The 17,035-nt window shown below is 35.4% G+C and carries 15 protein-coding genes and 1 pseudogene; 4 read left to right on the forward strand and 12 right to left on the reverse strand.

Annotated features, from left to right (window positions below; all coding sequences use genetic code 11):
• Positions 1-17: 17 nt before the first annotated feature.
• Complete coding sequence (locus EKL97_RS15540) at positions 18-182, reverse strand: hypothetical protein (protein WP_156063249.1); 165 nt, start codon at positions 180-182, stop codon at positions 18-20.
• A 338-nt stretch (positions 183-520) separates the two neighbouring features.
• Between EKL97_RS15540 and EKL97_RS04740 the strand changes: the two genes are divergently transcribed.
• Complete coding sequence (locus tag EKL97_RS04740; protein ID WP_126460920.1) at positions 521-1,381, forward strand: hypothetical protein; 861 nt, start codon at positions 521-523, stop codon at positions 1,379-1,381.
• Between the two features lie 104 nt (positions 1,382-1,485).
• Here EKL97_RS04740 and rplT read toward each other — a convergent pair whose 3' ends face one another.
• From rplT to thrS, 4 genes are all read right to left on the reverse strand, one after another.
• A complete protein-coding gene (gene rplT / locus EKL97_RS04745; protein ID WP_035633036.1) occupies positions 1,486-1,830 on the reverse strand; it encodes a 50S ribosomal protein L20 in 345 nt (114 codons plus the stop codon).
• A gap of 170 nt (positions 1,831-2,000) precedes the next feature.
• Positions 2,001-2,198, reverse strand: coding sequence for a 50S ribosomal protein L35 (gene rpmI / locus EKL97_RS04750; RefSeq protein ID WP_022827375.1), 198 nt, complete (start codon positions 2,196-2,198; stop codon positions 2,001-2,003).
• Positions 2,199-2,336: 138 nt separating this feature from the next.
• The gene (gene infC / locus EKL97_RS04755) at positions 2,337-2,894 is read right to left on the reverse strand and encodes a translation initiation factor IF-3 (protein ID WP_370273076.1); all 558 of its coding nucleotides are present in this window, start codon (positions 2,892-2,894) and stop codon (positions 2,337-2,339) included.
• 16 nt (positions 2,895-2,910) lie between these two features.
• Positions 2,911-4,857 (reverse strand): threonine--tRNA ligase, encoded by a 1,947-nt coding sequence (thrS, locus tag EKL97_RS04760; protein ID WP_126568293.1) that lies wholly within the window; start codon positions 4,855-4,857, stop codon positions 2,911-2,913.
• Positions 4,858-5,289: 432 nt separating this feature from the next.
• On the opposite strand from thrS, the gene EKL97_RS04765 reads away from it, so the two are divergent.
• A complete protein-coding gene (locus tag EKL97_RS04765) occupies positions 5,290-6,594 on the forward strand; it encodes an NAD(P)/FAD-dependent oxidoreductase (protein ID WP_126555653.1) in 1,305 nt (434 codons plus the stop codon).
• 25 nt (positions 6,595-6,619) lie between these two features.
• On the opposite strand, the gene EKL97_RS04770 is transcribed toward EKL97_RS04765, so the two are convergent.
• A complete protein-coding gene (locus tag EKL97_RS04770) occupies positions 6,620-7,687 on the reverse strand; it encodes a DUF3810 domain-containing protein (protein WP_126561880.1) in 1,068 nt (355 codons plus the stop codon).
• A gap of 109 nt (positions 7,688-7,796) precedes the next feature.
• Here EKL97_RS04770 and EKL97_RS04775 point away from each other — a divergent pair, with 109 nt between their 5' ends.
• Positions 7,797-9,260: an aminoacyl-histidine dipeptidase gene (locus EKL97_RS04775; protein ID WP_126561881.1), complete on the forward strand. Its 1,464-nt coding sequence runs from the start codon at positions 7,797-7,799 to the stop codon at positions 9,258-9,260.
• A 354-nt stretch (positions 9,261-9,614) separates the two neighbouring features.
• Here the strand turns inward: EKL97_RS04775 and EKL97_RS04785 are convergent, their stop codons facing one another.
• From EKL97_RS04785 to EKL97_RS04805, 6 genes are all read right to left on the reverse strand, one after another.
• Entirely contained in the window at positions 9,615-10,382 is a 768-nt protein-coding gene (locus EKL97_RS04785; RefSeq protein ID WP_126460905.1) for a carboxypeptidase-like regulatory domain-containing protein, read from the reverse strand.
• 88 nt (positions 10,383-10,470) lie between these two features.
• Complete coding sequence (locus EKL97_RS04790; protein ID WP_126568295.1) at positions 10,471-12,393, reverse strand: DEAD/DEAH box helicase; 1,923 nt, start codon at positions 12,391-12,393, stop codon at positions 10,471-10,473.
• Between the two features lie 204 nt (positions 12,394-12,597).
• On the reverse strand, positions 12,598-13,176 hold the full coding sequence (locus EKL97_RS04795; protein WP_126568297.1) for a non-canonical purine NTP diphosphatase: 579 nt from the start codon (positions 13,174-13,176) through the stop codon (positions 12,598-12,600).
• A gap of 270 nt (positions 13,177-13,446) precedes the next feature.
• On the reverse strand, positions 13,447-14,460 hold the full coding sequence (locus EKL97_RS04800; RefSeq protein WP_126460895.1) for a M28 family metallopeptidase: 1,014 nt from the start codon (positions 14,458-14,460) through the stop codon (positions 13,447-13,449).
• A gap of 242 nt (positions 14,461-14,702) precedes the next feature.
• Positions 14,703-14,885 (reverse strand): hypothetical protein, encoded by a 183-nt coding sequence (locus EKL97_RS15780; RefSeq protein ID WP_233588549.1) that lies wholly within the window; start codon positions 14,883-14,885, stop codon positions 14,703-14,705.
• Positions 14,840-15,415: a GIY-YIG nuclease family protein gene (locus EKL97_RS04805; RefSeq protein ID WP_231507368.1), complete on the reverse strand. Its 576-nt coding sequence runs from the start codon at positions 15,413-15,415 to the stop codon at positions 14,840-14,842. Before EKL97_RS04805 ends, EKL97_RS15780 begins: the two co-directional genes overlap by 46 nt.
• A gap of 275 nt (positions 15,416-15,690) precedes the next feature.
• Here EKL97_RS04805 and EKL97_RS04810 point away from each other — a divergent pair.
• Positions 15,691-15,780: pseudogene (locus EKL97_RS04810) on the forward strand (transposase); the annotation flags it as partial.
• Between the last annotated feature and the right edge of the window lie 1,255 nt (positions 15,781-17,035).

Genomic DNA, 17,035 nt, shown 5'->3' on the forward strand with positions numbered 1-17,035 from the left:
ATTCTATATTTGTATTGTTATTTTGGAGGAGGAATTTTAGTTTGTCCATTCGCACCTCCTCCTGTATCATCTGCGGATACTTGTTGTTTGTTATCTGGAGTGGTTTGTACTTCGTCATTGGTACAGGAAACCATTGCAATTCCGGCAATGATTAAACACGATACTAGTAGTATTCTTTTCATTTTTTTTTGAATTAAAATTAAATATGGGTTGGTCAGTCCGATTTCGAAATCGAATTGTTATCAGGATTAGCCTACCATAAAAGATTTGCTTTTTGGGGAAGTAAGTGTGCTGAAAACAGAGTAGGACCATCTATACTTCCCGAATAGACCGACCAGGCTGTTTTGTAGCACTTTTTTTAAGAACTAGTTTTGTACATTTGTCTTGATTGCAATTCAAGACAGCAAAGAATTCTTAAGCAAAGGAATGAGGATAGTGCAGTTTGTTCTCAAAGGAATTCCGGTAATTCCGGTAATTCTGATAGTTTCCGACTAATGCTTATAAATACCAAAATAGGAGTATGAATAAAATTACTTTTGAGGAGTATAAACGTGCCATTAAAGCAGAATATCAAGTATCTAAAATGGATGAAGTGTCGGGAATATTATTAAATCCAACCCCTGCACAATTGCGGAATCTATGCTTGATGAAATTGGGTAATGGCCTGTCCAATGCAGATGAAAATGTATTTAAAATGTTTTTTGATGCTAAAGCGGAGGATACTTTGAGACGGGTAATTGAAAATTTTGATCTCGGAAAATTTAAACCCATTATATCCTTTCTAAAAGGACAGAAAGATTCTGATACTGCGGCTAGAATAGAATTAGCAGCCATTTTGGTAGATTTTATTCCAAGGCCTTATAATACGTATTTACTCCATGGTAAGAGTAGCGAAAGAGATGCTCAAGAAAGTGTTAAAGCGTTTCAAAAAAAGAGAATGACCGATGTTGGTATTCAATTAGTGAACCCTACTAATAATGTTCTAGCAGGAATCTCTCAATATGCGCATTTGAGAAAATCAGGAATTATTCTTGCTATTTTGATGGCATTATTTTTTATGGGATATACTGTAAAAGGAATTTTTTTTCCAGAGAAGGACTGTATGAAATGGGAGGGGAATTATTATGTAGCAGTAGATTGCTTGAAAGACAATGGACAGTTTGGAATTAGTAGTTCCATTGATGAGGAGGTAATGAAATTAAAGAAAGTAGATTGTAGTAGTACGTTGCAATTCTTTAATAAAGAGACACCTATCGTGTGGTATTGTAAGCGTGATGGAGTGATAGAACTTTTCAATATGGCAGGATTTCACCCAGTAACGGGAAAACCACTAAAGCCTATTACCAAGTACATTATCAAAAAGTATAATTTAATGCAATGATGGTGTAGAAGCAGTTAAGCTGAACAGTATGTAAACAAAAAAACCCAATCTTTCGGATTGGGTTTTTTATATAAGTAAGTAATCTAAATTGAGTTATAAAACGTTTATTTTACTTTATTAAGTACAGCTTTGAAAGCTTCTGGGTGATTCATTGCTAAATCAGCAAGCACTTTACGGTTCAATTCGATTCCGTTAGCTTTTACTTTACCCATGAATTGTGAATAAGACATTCCTTCCAATCTAGCTCCAGCGTTGATACGTTGAATCCATAATGCACGGAAATTTCTTTTGTTCACTTTTCTGTCACGGTAAGCGTAGCACATTGCTTTCTCTACCGCATTCTTAGCAACTGTCCAAACGTTTTTACGTCTACCAAAGAAACCTTTGGCTTGCTTCATTATTTTTTTTCTTCTTGCTCTTTTAGCAACTGAATTTACCGATCTTGGCATAATTTTTATTGTTTTTTGTAGCAGGCGGCTTGAATTAAATCAAAAGCGCTTAATGGCCGTACTCCAAGGTTATTTTAAATTGTTTTAACCTAAAGACTATTTAGTCAAAAGTTTTTAAAGTCGAATGTCCAAAGGCTTTAAGACCTTTGACTTTGCAACTTTAAGACTTATTAAATAATTCTTAATTGTTGTTTGATGCTTTTCATATCTGTTTTGTGAACTAGCGCAGAGTGTGTCAATGCTAATTTACGTTTTTTAGACTTTTTAGTCAAAATGTGACTTTTAAAAGCATGCTTTCTTTTAATCTTTCCAGAACCAGTAACTTTAAAACGTTTCTTGGCGCTAGATTTGGTTTTCATTTTAGGCATTTTTTCCTAGTGTTTTAATTTATTCGTACTTACTTATTTTTTCCTCTCCCCAGCCCTCCCCAAAGGGGAGGGTGACGAGAAGTTATATTTGTTTCTCCTTTTTTTGTTCCCTTCCTTCGGAAGGGTTAGGGGAGGATATTACTTTTTCTTTTTAGGAGCGATGAACATGATCATTCTCTTTCCTTCCAGAACAGGCATGGCTTCTACTTTTCCAAATTCTTCAAGATCTGTTGCCAATCTCAACAATAAGATTTGACCTTGGTCCTTGTATATGATTGAACGCCCTTTGAAGAAAACGAATGCTTTCAATTTGGCTCCTTCTTTCAAGAATTTTTCTGCATTCTTTCTCTTAAACTCATAATCATGCTCATCGGTCTGTGGGCCAAAACGGATTTCTTTCACAACAACTTGTGTAGATTTCGCTTTTAGGATCTTATCACGTTTCTTTTGTTCGTAAACAAATTTCTTGTAATCCATGATTTTGCACACCGGTGGTTCTGCATTTGGAGAAATCTCAACAAGATCCAATTCAAATTGATCCGCTAATCTTAGAGCTTCCGAAAGTTTAAAAACTCCTGGCTCAATGTTCTCTCCTACAAGTCTTACTTCTTGTACACCACGAATAAGACTGTTTATTCTGTGTGCATCTTTTTTTTCTACGCGAGGTTGGTAACCTCTGTTGCTTCTTATTGCTATGACTTTATAATTTAAGTTAAACTGTAAATACTTTTAATGTTTTATTGATCTCTTCATTTACAATAGCAACAAATTCGTCTATTGTAACGCTGATATTTCCCTTTCCTTCTTGTCCGTGACGACGGATAGAGATGGTTCCGTTTCTCTCTTCTTCCTCGCCTACGATCAACATAAACGGGGTTTTTTGCATTTCGGCATCTCTGATTTTCTTCCCGATTGTCTCGTTTCTATTATCTATGAGGGCGCGAATTTCGTGATTTTCTAGCAAATCTAAAACTTTTTTCGCATATATTTCATATTTCTCGCTCAAAGACAATATTATAGCTTGTTCCGGCATTAACCAAAGAGGGAAATTTCCTGCAGTATGTTCTAATAAAATAGCAATAAAGCGTTCCATTGATCCAAAAGGAGCTCTGTGAATCATCACCGGTCTGTGTAATTCATTGTCAGATCCTTTGTAGGTCAAATCAAAACGTTCCGGCAGGTTATAATCTACTTGAATGGTTCCTAATTGCCATTGTCTTCCCAAAGCATCTTTTACCATGAAATCCAATTTTGGACCATAGAAAGCGGCTTCACCATATTCAACGACGGTGTTCAGCCCTTTATCTGCAGCAGCATTAATAATCGCATTTTCTGCTTTTTCCCAATTTTCATCACTACCAATATACTTATCTCTGTTTTCTTTGTCTCTCAAAGAAATCTGAGCGGTAAAGTTTTCGAATCCTAATGAACCAAATACATACAATACCAAGTCAATTACTTTCTTGAATTCTTCATCTAATTGTTCCGGTGTACAAAAAATATGGGCGTCATCCTGTGTAAATCCTCTTACACGGGTTAATCCGTGCAATTCACCACTTTGTTCGTATCTGTAAACGGTTCCAAATTCAGCATAACGTTTTGGTAAATCTTTGTAGGACCATGGTCTTACATTATAAATTTCGCAGTGATGGGGACAGTTCATCGGTTTCAATAAAAACTCTTCACCTTCAGCAGGAGTGCTTATAGGTTGAAAACTATCAGCACCATACTTAGCATAATGTCCTGAAGTGACATACAATTCCTTCTGACCTATATGTGGCGTAATTACTTGCTCATAACCCGCTTTCTTCTGTGCTTTTTTTAAAAACTGTTCTAAACGATCTCTCAATGCAGCTCCTTTTGGCAACCATAACGGTAAGCCTGCTCCAACTTTTTGTGAAAAAGCAAATAACTCTAATTCCTTTCCTAGTTTTCTATGGTCGCGACGCTTTGCCTCTTCTAGTAATAAAAGGTATTCCGTAAGATCCTTTTGTTTAGGAAACGAAGTTCCGTAAACCCGGGTCAACTGTTTGTTTTTTTCATCACCGCGCCAGTAGGCACCGGCAACACTCATTATTTTCATCGCTTTGATGATTCCAGTATTTGGAATATGACCACCGCGGCATAAGTCAGTAAACGTATCATGATCGCAAAACGTAATCGTTCCGTCCTCAAGATTGGTTATCATTTCTGTTTTATAAACGTTGTCTTTGTATAATTCTAAAGCGGCTTTTTTAGATACAGGACGTAGCTTGAATTCATGTTTTCCTCTTGCTATTTCAAGAACACGATCCTCAATTTTCTTAAAATCCGCGTCCGTTATTTTTTGATCTTCAAAATCCACATCATAATAAAATCCATTAGATATTGCTGGTCCGAGCGTTAATTTGATTCCTGGGTACATTTCCTCCAGAACCTGTGCCATAACATGCGAAGTAGAGTGCCAGAATGCTTTTTTTCCGTCCTCGTCATTCCAGGTATACAAGATAAGACTGCCGTCTGTCGTCAAAGGAGTTGTGGTTTCAATAGTTGTACCATCAAAAGAAGCCGAAATCACATTTCTGGCAAATCCTTCACTAATGCTTTTAGCAACATCCATCGGTGTTACCCCTGAAGCAAACTCTTTAACTGACCCGTCGGGCAAAGTAATCTTAATCATTGTTTATTATTTTAAGAATGCAAATATAGCGCATTGCAGAAATACACACAATATATAAGTAAGGTTTGTTGCTATATGGGTGTAAATACAAAATCATAACGGATTATAAACGAATGAAAAGCAATCATTTATTTTGGGGAGTTGTCTGCTTTTTTAGTTCGTTTCGTTCGTTTTCTACTATATTATTGCACGCTTTTCTTTCGTAAAACAAAGGAAAAGCCTTTTCACATTTATCAAAACTCAATTACACGATTAGTTTTCTGACGGACTTTAAAAAAAAATAAAATCCTGATCTTGCGGAATAAAATCCAATTTTGAAAATGTTTAATTTGACTCTTTACCATTTACTTCTCACCCTTCACTTTGTCAATTCACATTTTAAAACGATGTATCTTTGATTCTTTAGCACCTTTAAAAAATATTTCAATAAAAATGAACATCCCAAACTCACCTTTACCCAGAATAGTTATTATAGGCGGAGGCTTTGCCGGAATTGCGTTAGCTAAAAAACTCAAAAATAAAAAAGTCCAGGTTGTCCTTTTAGATAAACACAATTACCATACTTTCCAACCACTGCTGTATCAAGTTGCTACAGGCGGTCTTGAAGCTGGTTCTATTGCTTATCCCATTCGAAAAGTCATTCAGGAATACGATGATGTTTATTTTAGACTCACCAATGTTCAGGAAATTGATGCCGAAAACAAAAAAATTATTGCTGAAATTGGAGTATTAAGCTATGATTATCTCGTGATTGCCACGGGTTCCAAAACGAATTATTTTGGCAATAAGGAAATTGAGCGCAACAGTATGGCCATGAAAACCATACCGCAATCACTCAATATTCGAAGCCTGATTCTTGAAAATTTCGAACAAGCCGTTTTAACCACAGATGCAGCCGAACAAAACAGTCTCATCAATTTTGTCCTGGTTGGGGGAGGACCAACAGGAGTAGAGCTATCAGGTGCTTTAGCTGAAATGAAAAAAGCCATTCTCCAAAAAGATTATCCGGATCTTGATATTGCTAAAATGGAAATCAATCTCATTCAAAGTGGGGATAGAATCCTGAATACTATGAGCGAAGAATCCTCTTTAGCTGCCGAAAAATTTCTGGTCAGTTTAGGCGTAAAAATCTGGAAAAACGTACGTGTTACTAATTATGATGGACGTACTATAACGACAAATTCCAATTTAACGTTTGAAACTGCCACTCTGATTTGGACAGCAGGCGTTCAAGGTGCGGTTGTTGCTGGACTGGATGCAGCAGCACTAGTTGAAAAAGCAGAACGTATACGGGTCAATGAATTCAATCAAGTGATTGGTTATGATACTATTTTTGCAGTGGGTGATATTGCTTCCATGGAATCCGAAACCTATCCGCAAGGACATCCCATGATGGCGCAACCTGCGATGCAGCAAGGGAAATTATTGGGCGAAAACTTAATAAAATTAATTGAAAATAAACCCATGGAAGCTTTTGAATATAATGATAAAGGATCTATGGCAACCATAGGAAGGAATAAAGCGGTAGTCGATTTGCCGGGATACCATTTCAGCGGTGTTTTTGCCTGGTTTGTCTGGATGTTTGTCCACTTGTTTTCACTGATTGGTTTCAAAAATAAAGCCGTCGTATTCCTGAATTGGGTCTACAACTACATTCGTTTTGATCGGGAAGGCCGTTTGATTATCAGACCCTACAAAAAGAAAAGTTTTACGACATTTACCAGCGATGAAGTATAGAAAATCATGAATTTTAAAGTCTTATTTATAACTCATAACTTCTTTCCTTGTAATAATTTACCATCAAATTTATAAATTTACTATAGCCCTCGATGCCGTCTTTTTGCTGGTTTGCTTTCAGGAATTGATCATAAAAAGCATGGAATCCTTTGTCGATAATCGTGTCGTATTGCTTCCAGAAATGCTCACTTTCTTTGTAGTTTTTGATAATACCGGGATGAACAGTGTTTAATAATTGTTTAAAAACCACCTCGTCTCGGGCCTTCCAGTTGCTTAAACAATATCGCAAAGCCATGCTGTACCCCGAATATTGAATATACAAATCATCATTTTTGACCGAAGCTAAATACCCAATAAAATTGCATTCACTTTCGCTTGCAAAGCCTATTTGGTGTGCCATTTCATGATTAGTAGTCATGGGGAAACTGTACATTGGACCTAGGTAATTAACCTGTGCTTCATTGGTAAACGGATTCAAATAGCCTCCAAAACCCATGTAGGTCAAGGGCAAACTAATTAGCGATTTTTTAGTGCTTAGCTTTGAATAGGCGAAGTAAGGATGTTCCGCTTCCAGGTTTTTATATCCATTCATACTCATTTCAAAAACCTGTTCTTGAGAGTACGGAAATACCACTTTCAAGCTGTCATTTTTTGTGAGTTGGTTTTGAATGGCATTGGTTTTGGCAATTATTTTTTTGGTGAAAGCCAACAAATCAGCATCTGAATAGTCTTTTTGAATTTCCATTTTTTCAAAAAGCGGTTCACGGTAATAATTCAGTGCCCAAAGTACATGAAACAAAAAGTAAAAAACCGAAACAAAGCTCAGTATACTCAAAAGGGTGTCTTTCCAATTGGATTTCCATGTTTTTCGTTTGTTCCAAAGCCATTTGAAAACAAATAAAATAATTATGAAATAGAGACAATCGCCTATGGAAAATGGAATTTCTCCCAGAATGGTTCTCGAGAACAACGAAAGTATCGGGTAGAGACCATTGCTATACCATTCTTCTACCTGTTCCGGATAGAAGGAAATAATTTGTAAAAGTAGTATTTGGATAAATAGAAAGGAGGAAAGGAAATATTTTGTTTTCAATGGTTGAATTTTGGAAATGTAAATATAATTACAATATCAATTACTACCGTAAGGAATTTAAACTTTGTAACTTTGGGACTTGTAAATGTTAAACCTCAAACACAAATAAATGAGTCAAGAAATAAGAAGTCTGGAACCAAAAGCACTTTGGAACAAGTTTGCCGATTTGAATGCCGTGCCTCGTCCTTCTAAAAAGGAAGATCGTGTGATTACGTTCATAAAAAAATTTGGCGAAAGCCTTGGATTAGAGACTTTTGAAGACGAAATTCGCAACGTAATTATCCGAAAACCGGCAACTGCTGGTATGGAAAACCGAAAAGCTATCGTACTTCAAGGACATTTGGATATGGTGCACCAAAAAAATGCTGATACTGTTTTTGATTTTGATACCCAAGGAATCGATATGTATGTTGATGGAGATTGGGTTCGTGCTCGAGGAACAACGCTTGGTGCTGATAACGGTCTTGGAGTTGCTGCGATTATGGCAATTTTAGAAAGTACTGATATTCAGCATCCTGCAATAGAAGCTTTGTTTACTATTGACGAAGAAACAGGAATGACAGGAGCACTGAACTTAAAAGGAGGTATTCTACAAGGTCAAATTCTTTTAAATATGGATACGGAAGAAGATGATGAAATAGATATTGGTTGTGCAGGAGGAATTGATGTGACGGCCACTGCAGAGTATGATGAAGAGGCCACTCCCGAAGGTTCTGTGGGGTATACAATTACTGTAAAAGGCCTGAAAGGCGGTCACTCCGGAATGGATATTCATAAAGGGTTAGGCAATGCCAATAAAATCATGAACCGATTGTTATTTGATGGTTTTGATAATTTTGGTTTGCAAATCTCCGAAATAAAAGGAGGAAGTTTACGCAATGCAATTCCGCGTGAAAGTCAAGCTAAAGTAATTATTGCTGAGGTATATGATGAAGCTTTTGTTTTTGACATGCAGCAAATTGTAAACGAAATCAAAACGGAACTTAAAACGACAGAGCCAAATTTAGAAGTTGTTTTTGAAAAAATGGAGGCAGCTCCTGCTAGAGTAATGCCTACAATTGCTCAGTTTTATTTTGTACGATCTATGTATACGGCGCACAACGGAGTGTACAGCATGAGTGCTGATTTTGCAGATTTAGTAGAAACATCGAATAATATTGCCAAAGTAATTGTAGGTGATGGACAACTTTCAGTACAATGTTTAACACGTTCTTCTGTTGAAACGGCTAAATTTGATTTGGCCAATGCGCTGCGTTCCGCTTTTGAACTAATGGGTTGTGAAGTAGAATTTTCAGGTGCGTATCCTGGTTGGACACCAAATTCAGAATCTGAAATTTTGGATGTTTTGGTGCCAATCTACGAAAAACAAAACGGTGAAAAACCAAAAGTAGTGGCGTGTCACGCAGGATTAGAATGTGGAATTCTAGGGACAAATTATCCGGATATGGATATGATTTCCTTTGGGCCAACCATTCACGGAGCGCATTCCCCTGATGAAAGAGCTAGTATTTCTTCTTCTCAGAAATTTTGGAAATTTGTTTTGGAAATTTTAGCTACTATTCCAGTCAAATAAAACAAAGTGTTCAGTAATCAGTTTTTAGTATTCAGTCTATTTGTAACTGAATACTAAAAACTGCTCACTGCTCACTAATAATTAGTCTCTTTTGGGAGTGTTTTTCTTGTCTCTTTTTTCTTCTTTCTTTTCTTTAGCCGTTTTTAAAGGCTCTTTCTTTGCGGTTTTCTTCGCGTCTTGACTTTTTGCCATAATAGGAGTATTTAGGTTTTGTTTTTAATTCTTGATGTAGGTAAATGTATATAATATTTTTGATTTGTTTGAAATATTACTTTAAAAAAGCCCCAATTTCTTTAAGAATTGAGGAATGATTTAATTTATGGAAATGGCAAAATTTCAATATAAGAGTATGTTTTATTTTATCTTTAAAACTTTATATTCTTCATAACAGCCACTGATGGCATCCATGATTTGTAGGTCGTTTGCTGTTTTTATAAACGATTCAGAGTAGTTGCAGCGTTGCAAAATTTCAGGAATTTCATTTTTGTCAATACCTAAAAGTACCGCAATAGTTTCTCTGTCAAATTTTGATTCCAAAAGATTTCGAACGGTATCATCCTTTTTTAATTCTTTTAGTTTCTTGAGTTCTTTGGGGTTGTTACCAAAGAAATTATAAAGCATATCTGCTGGATTAAAGATGGAGCCCAATACTCTTCCAAATGCATTTGGGGAATATTCACCTGCCTCGTATCCTTGTGTTAATCCGGAAATACTGTAGCGGTAATTTTCACTGATAGGAATGATTTTAGTATCTACTTCAAGATATCCGGTTAGATTAAAAGGTCTTATAACTATTTCTTCAAGAGCAATTGCTTTTTCTGTTAGCTGTATTTTGGTGCTTTTATTTTTTATCCAGTCATTAGTAACTCGTACACGAAGCGATTGGAATCCGAGACTGGTAATGTGAAGTGTGTCATTTAGTTGTACATCGATTTCAAAATGGCCTCTTGAATCGGTTGTCGCTCCTCTGACTTTATTAATATTAATGATGTTTACACTAGATAATGGTTCTCTAGTTGTGTTACTGATGATGACACCATCAACTTTCTGGGAAGGTTTCTTAACTTGCGCAAAAGCAGGTACAGATAGTACTAAAAAAAAGAAAACTACAAAATATTTCATAAACTGATTTAAGACTTTAAAAGTAATAAAACAGGATTAAATATTTTGTAGTTTCAGTATATAATTATAAGAATATTAACAATGAATGTTAGTCTCTTCTTGGTCTTCTTGGTCTTGGTGTGTCACCAAAGCTTTCAGAACGTCTTGGTGCTCTGTCAGAACCTTCTGTTCGAGGTCTGTCAGATGAAAAACCGCCTTCTCTTCTTGCTCCGAAACCACCTTCTCTAGGAGCAGAATTTCTGTCGCTTCTAAATCCACCAGAACCTTCTCTTCTTGGAGCAAAACTACCTTCTCTTCTTGGAGCTGAACTTCTTTCGCCACCAGAACGACCTCCGCCAAAACTTCCGCCAGAACTTCTTCCGTTATGATCACGTCTTCCGCCACCATCGTTTTTAGAAATTTCAACATTGATTCTACGTCCTTCTAATTGAACATTGTTCAATACTTCCATTACTTTATCGGTATGTTCCGGATCTGTGTTAAAGAAAGAGAATCCTTCTTTTACATCTACTTTGAAAACGTCATCACGACCTAAGTCTAATGTTTCTTTCAGGTAATCTTTCAATGACATCCAGTCAAAGTTATCTCTAGAACCTATGTTCACAAAATATCGTGTTGCGCCACCATTGTTGTTTTCTCTCGGAGCACCATCTCTATCGTCGCGCTCACGTCTTTCAGAACCTGAAGCTTGATTAGAAATATCTCTAGTTTTCTTGTAATAATTGATAAAACGGTTAAATTCAACCGAAACCATTTTCTTGATTAATTCCTCTTTCGATAAATCTTCAAGAACGCTGTTAATTGCAGGAAGATAGTTGTCAATTTCGTGATCAACTTCTACATCTTTAATTTTATTAGCTAAGTGTAATAATTGGATTTCGCAGATTTCAATTCCAGAAGGAATCGTTTTTTCTTCGAATTTTTGTTTGATGATTCTTTCAATTGAAGAAATCTTGCGCAATTCGCTTTTAGTTACGATTACGATAGAAGTTCCTAATTTACCAGCACGGCCAGTACGACCTGAACGGTGATTGTAAGTTTCAATTTCGTCTGGTAATTGGTAATTTACTACGTGAGTAATGTTATCAACATCAATTCCACGTGCAGCAACATCAGTAGCGACAAGCATTTGGATTTGTCTTCCTCTAAAAGATTTCATTACACCATCACGTTGCGCTTGAGATAAATCTCCGTGCAATGCAGCAGCACTGTATCCGTCTTCAACTAATTTTTCAGCAACAGCTTGCGTATCTCTTTTGGTACGACAAAATACTACTGAGAAAATATCTGGATTAGCATCGGCTAAACGTTTCAAAGCTTCGTAACGATCACGAGCATTTACAAGGTAAAATTCGTGAGAAACTGTAGCAGAACCTGAATTTTTAGCTCCAACTGTAATTTCAATTGGGTCTTTCATGAATTGTTTTCCAATTCGTGCTACTTCGACAGGCATTGTAGCTGAAAACAACCAAGTGCTTTTTTCGTCTGGCGTAGTAGAAAGGATGTTTACGATATCTTCGTAAAAACCCATGTTCAACATTTCGTCAGCTTCGTCAAGAATACAATAGTTGATTTGAGAGATGTTTACCAAACCTCTATTAATCATATCTTGCATTCTTCCTGGAGTTGCTACAATAATTTGCGCGCCTCTCTTTATGTCTCTCGCTTGATCTGTAATGCTAGCTCCACCGTAAACTGCTACCACATTAATACCTTTTTCGTATTTAGAGTAGTTTTTAATTTCGTTGGTAATCTGCAAACAAAGTTCGCGTGTTGGAGATAAAATTAATGCTTGAGTATTTCTGTTGTTGGCATCAATTTTCTGAATAACTGGAAATCCAAATGCTGCCGTTTTCCCTGTCCCTGTCTGAGCCAACGCAACCATATCTGTGTCTTTTTCCAATAATAGGGGAATCGCTTTCTCCTGTACTTCGGTCGGATTTTCAAATCCTAGATCTAAAATCGCCTTCAGTAACGATTCACTCAATCCTAATTGTTCAAATTTATTCATATGTATTTTTAAAATAGGGTGCAAAATTACTGTTTATAATTCATATAAACTAATGCTATTTTAAGATTTTACAATTTATTATAATTTGATTATCAGAATGTTATCGTTTTGTTTGAAAATTAATCGTTTTGATTTGGTGTATTTAGTGTGAAATTTTTATTTGGAATTCAAGTTTTTGTTATAAAAATAGTACAATTGAATCGTTTATTTATTCATCTTTAGAAAATGAATCAGTTGTTGTGTTGCTTTTCCTCTATGGCTTATTTTGTTTTTTATATCTAATGATAATTCGGCAAAAGTTTCCTGATAGCCATCAGGTTGAAAGATCGGATCGTAACCAAAACCTTGATTACCAGTTTTCTTTAAGGTTATTTCACCACCAGCAATTCCGGTAAACAGATATTGTTTCCCGTTTAGATTTAGTGCTATAACTGTTTTGAATTGTGCTTTTCTATCCTCTTTATCCAAAAGGGCATCTAATAATTTAGTCATATTATCATTTGCATTGCGTTGCTCGCCTGCATATCTGGCAGAATAAACGCCGGGTGCTCCATTTAAGGAATGGACTTCGAGTCCAGTATCGTCTGCAAAACAATCGCATCCATATTTTTCAGTGATGTAATTTGCTTTCTGAATGGCATTGCCTTCAATCGTATCGCTTGTTTCCGGTATGTCTTCAAGACAACCGATACTTTCTAAACTTACAATGGTTATGGTTTTAGGAAGCATGCTTTGTAATTCGAAAATTTTATTTTTATTGCTGGAAGCGAAAACGAGTTGCATTTTTTTAGTTTAGGTTGTCAAATATACATTTTTTAAAAACAGTGTTGTCCGGTAAAATTATTTAGATAGAATTTGAAGTTTTTTATTGGACTGCAAATGAATTAATAAATGAGACAATCCGTTCCTTGTGGGTTTGCACAAGGGATAGCAGTGGAAATCCTTTTATATTTTGTCAGGGTTTTTAATCCTGACAAGATATAAAAGATTGTAACGAATAGCCCGACCACGCTGTAACGCTAGTGAAAGCGTGGATGTGCCCAAATGCTAACTTTATTTTTTATCTACCATAGGTCTTTCGGCGCGGTTTGCCAGTTCCCAGGCGGTTACAAATGCAAACTGGGCTCTTTTAGTCAAGGCATCATATTCAATTTTGTCCGGACTATCAGTAGGTTTGTGGTAATCAGCATGGACGCCATTAAAAAAGAAAACAGAAGGCACACCGTTTTTGGCAAAATTATAATGGTCAGAACGTTCGTAAAAATGATTTGGATCTTTTGGGTCATTGAATTTGTAATCCAAAACAAGATTGGTGTATTTAGCATTTGCAAAGGTACAAATGTTATCCAGATCAGTTGATAATCGATTGGCACCAATGACGTATACGTAATTATTGCTGCTGGCGTGGGCATCATCGCGACGGCCTATCATGTCAATATTGATATTAGTTATTGTATTGGCTAATGGGAATAGAGGATTTTCAGAATAATATCGGGAGCCATGTAGACCATGTTCTTCGCCGGTAACATGGAGAAATAGGATGGAGCGTTTTGGACCATGACCTGCTTTTTTAGCTATTTGGAATGCTTGTGCAATTTCTAACAAAGCAACAGTTCCGGAACCATCATCATCAGCGCCGTTATAAATTTCTCCGTTTTTTGTCCCTACGTGGTCGTAATGGGCAGAAATGACCAAGACCTCATTTGGTTTTTCAGAACCCTCAATATAGGCCCAAATGTTTTCAGAATCCGGTAAGTTTTCATTGCGTTTTGCATTTAGGAAGGCGGCAGGAATTTTTTGGTAATAGTCGGAAGCGCCTGTAGGAAAGGGAACCGCATTTTTATTATATTGATCAATGAGGTACATCCCCGCTTTTTTTTGTCCGGCAGATCCTGTTTCACGGCCTTCCATTTCGTCTGAAGCAACAATATAAAGGTGCGTTTTAAGTTCGTCAGCTGTTATTGTATTCATGTATTTTGTAGGATCAACACGAGCAACGCTAGATTCTTGAGAAGCACAGCTGATGGTTAGAAGAATCATGAAGGATAATAAAGAGAATTTTTTCATTTTTTTTTTAATGTAGGTTAATAAAGGTTTATAGGGCAAAAGGAATACTATAATAAGGACTAGAATAAAGTTAATAAAAAATAACAGGCTGCTTTTAGGAAAGAAATCAATCGAGTTTCTTCATAAGAACGGCTGTTTTAAATGTTCTAGTTTGCTAAATGTTATTGGCTGGTTTTTTTTACGATTATATTTTTTCAAAATAACGAATAGGATTTGCCATTCCTCTAATTTTAGGCACTATTTTATTCATATATATCAAGAATTTCTTTTGAAATAATTTCTGAACCTTCAAATCCCCATCTTTTTGCGCCTCTATATTCAATATCTTGAACCCATTTTTCAGGTTTAAATATTGCTCTTATTACACCTTTATATTCGGCTAAAACAAGCTCTGAATTTTCTGCTCTGTTTTGTCTAATACCCACCAACCTCTAGTTGCTTCGTAAATATTGGGTCTGTCATAAACTGGATTTTCACTTTTCTTTTTTCGTTTATTATCGTATGTTTTATTTATATTAATTACTAAAACTGTATGTTCAATATTTTCTTTTTTTAATTCTTCACAATTGTAAAGTATTTCACATTCATTAACAGTTTTAATTCCTTGGTTAAATGAATTATGTCTAGCGACGATATTTGAAATTTTAGCAATTTCTGCAAAATCCCTAAAGGTCAAAAAATCAATTAAAACAGATTCAACTATTAGAGCTTCATTTTCTTCTAATCCGTGTCTAATTATAAAGTGTTTTACTTTTAAATTTTCTATTTTAATTACTCTGATAATTTCTAATTTTTCAGTTTCGCTTGGATTAAATATTGCTTCATTAATATGAGAAAAAACACGATTTCCATAACCTTTTCCAACATAGAATATTTTGTTATCTCTTGGGTCAATTAGAATATAAACATAAGATTTTAATTCTTCTTGTGTCTTTTGTGAAAATTGTTCAGTCATAATTCGTTATTTTTCTCCGATTTTAGGTATACTTGACACATAACGTCAATTCTCCTGAAGGATCGGGATAAAAACCTCTAAACGAACTGTATTTTGTTAATCATTGAGTAAATATATGTTATTTAAACTACAATTAAAATTCGTTCTGGTAAAAGTCGCTTATGATTATTAAAATAAAACAGTCCGTAAAAAGGGTTGAAAATTGCTCTTAACATCACAAAACATAAAGTGATCCTTTTAGGAAATGGCAATGAATACTAACAAATCCGGCAGGATTCATGGTATTTGCTAAGCAACCTTTTGGCGGTTCAAGTCAGGTGGTGGAATATTCGGGGAGATACACCCATAAAATCGCCATCAGCAATCACATGTACAGTTTAAACCGGAATAGGGTGTTCAGTTTGCCCCGGAATATCCAGTGGAAGAGGAATTGCACCGCTCAACTTTTGGTTGGTTAAAAGTTAAGCGAATACAATAGGCATCTGTTTTCATCGCTAAAATTCTAGTATTTGTTTACTAATTCAAAATATTAGAAAAGGAAAATATTACAGCGCAAATTTTTAGCACGAAAGGACATACTGCAATTCCGTCAACAATTTTTTTGTAACCCACTCATTAAAATCCTTAATTATTCTTTTTTTAGCTGAGGGAATATATTAATTATCTAATTACAAAGGTGGGTTTTTTTATTTATAAGTTTTTATTAATGTTTGTAATAATATGCATTAAATAAATTTATGTTGTTTAAATGGATTACTTCTATTCTGTTTAAAGCAAATAAATCTCGGAGCATGGTAAAACTGGATATGCAAACTAATAACCGATTTACAAAAAGGACATCTCAGTTTTATTCTTAATGAAAAAAAACTCAAAAGCAAATTCATATTAGTGAAACTAAAAACGAAACACTAAAACACCTGGCTTTTAATAAAATCAAAAGATCAATATGCCGGTGATAGTGACATTTTGCTACAAGACAAATCCGTAATTTCTAACGTGACCCTATAAAAGGTAGAAAACTAAAGGCGTTAAGCTATTATTTGAGCGTTCCTCCATATATAAAAAGAGGAATTACTATAGCGTGTAGTAGTCTCTTTTTATATAAGGAGTCGGGCTATCCGCTACAAGTCCTCATAAAGTTGCGTTACGCTCCACTTTCTTGCGGGCTTTTCACTACTATCCCTAACGCGTGCTTTCTTAGTTTAGAACTTTTAGTTGTTTTGATGTATATAATGATACCTTATATATAGGATATAAAAGCAATAGTACAATTTAACACACTATCCCATCTATATAGCACAAAACCATTAGTTGGATTAATTTTAGACTTCAATAATGGAGGTAAAGCACCCTATGAATTAGAAAAGCGAAACGAAGAGCGGGTAAAAGAGCAGCTATAGCTGTATTTCGAAATATTTGGCAAAGAAAGAAAAGGAATCGAAGTGTTAGTATTGCAGTTGGAATAGTCGTTTTAGAGAAAGAATGGGTATACTTTGGAGGCGGGTAGGGTTATAAAGAAAAAACTTTGATCTTCAAAAAACGTGATATCAGCTAGTTAAAGAAAAAGTTAAGAAAAGGTCAAAAAAAAGGGATTAAAAAGCTTGTAAAAGCGAATAAAGG

It is taken from the genome of Flavobacterium sp. LS1P28 (assembly GCF_003970335.1).
In the GTDB taxonomy this organism is placed as follows: Bacteria; Bacteroidota; Bacteroidia; order Flavobacteriales; family Flavobacteriaceae; genus Flavobacterium.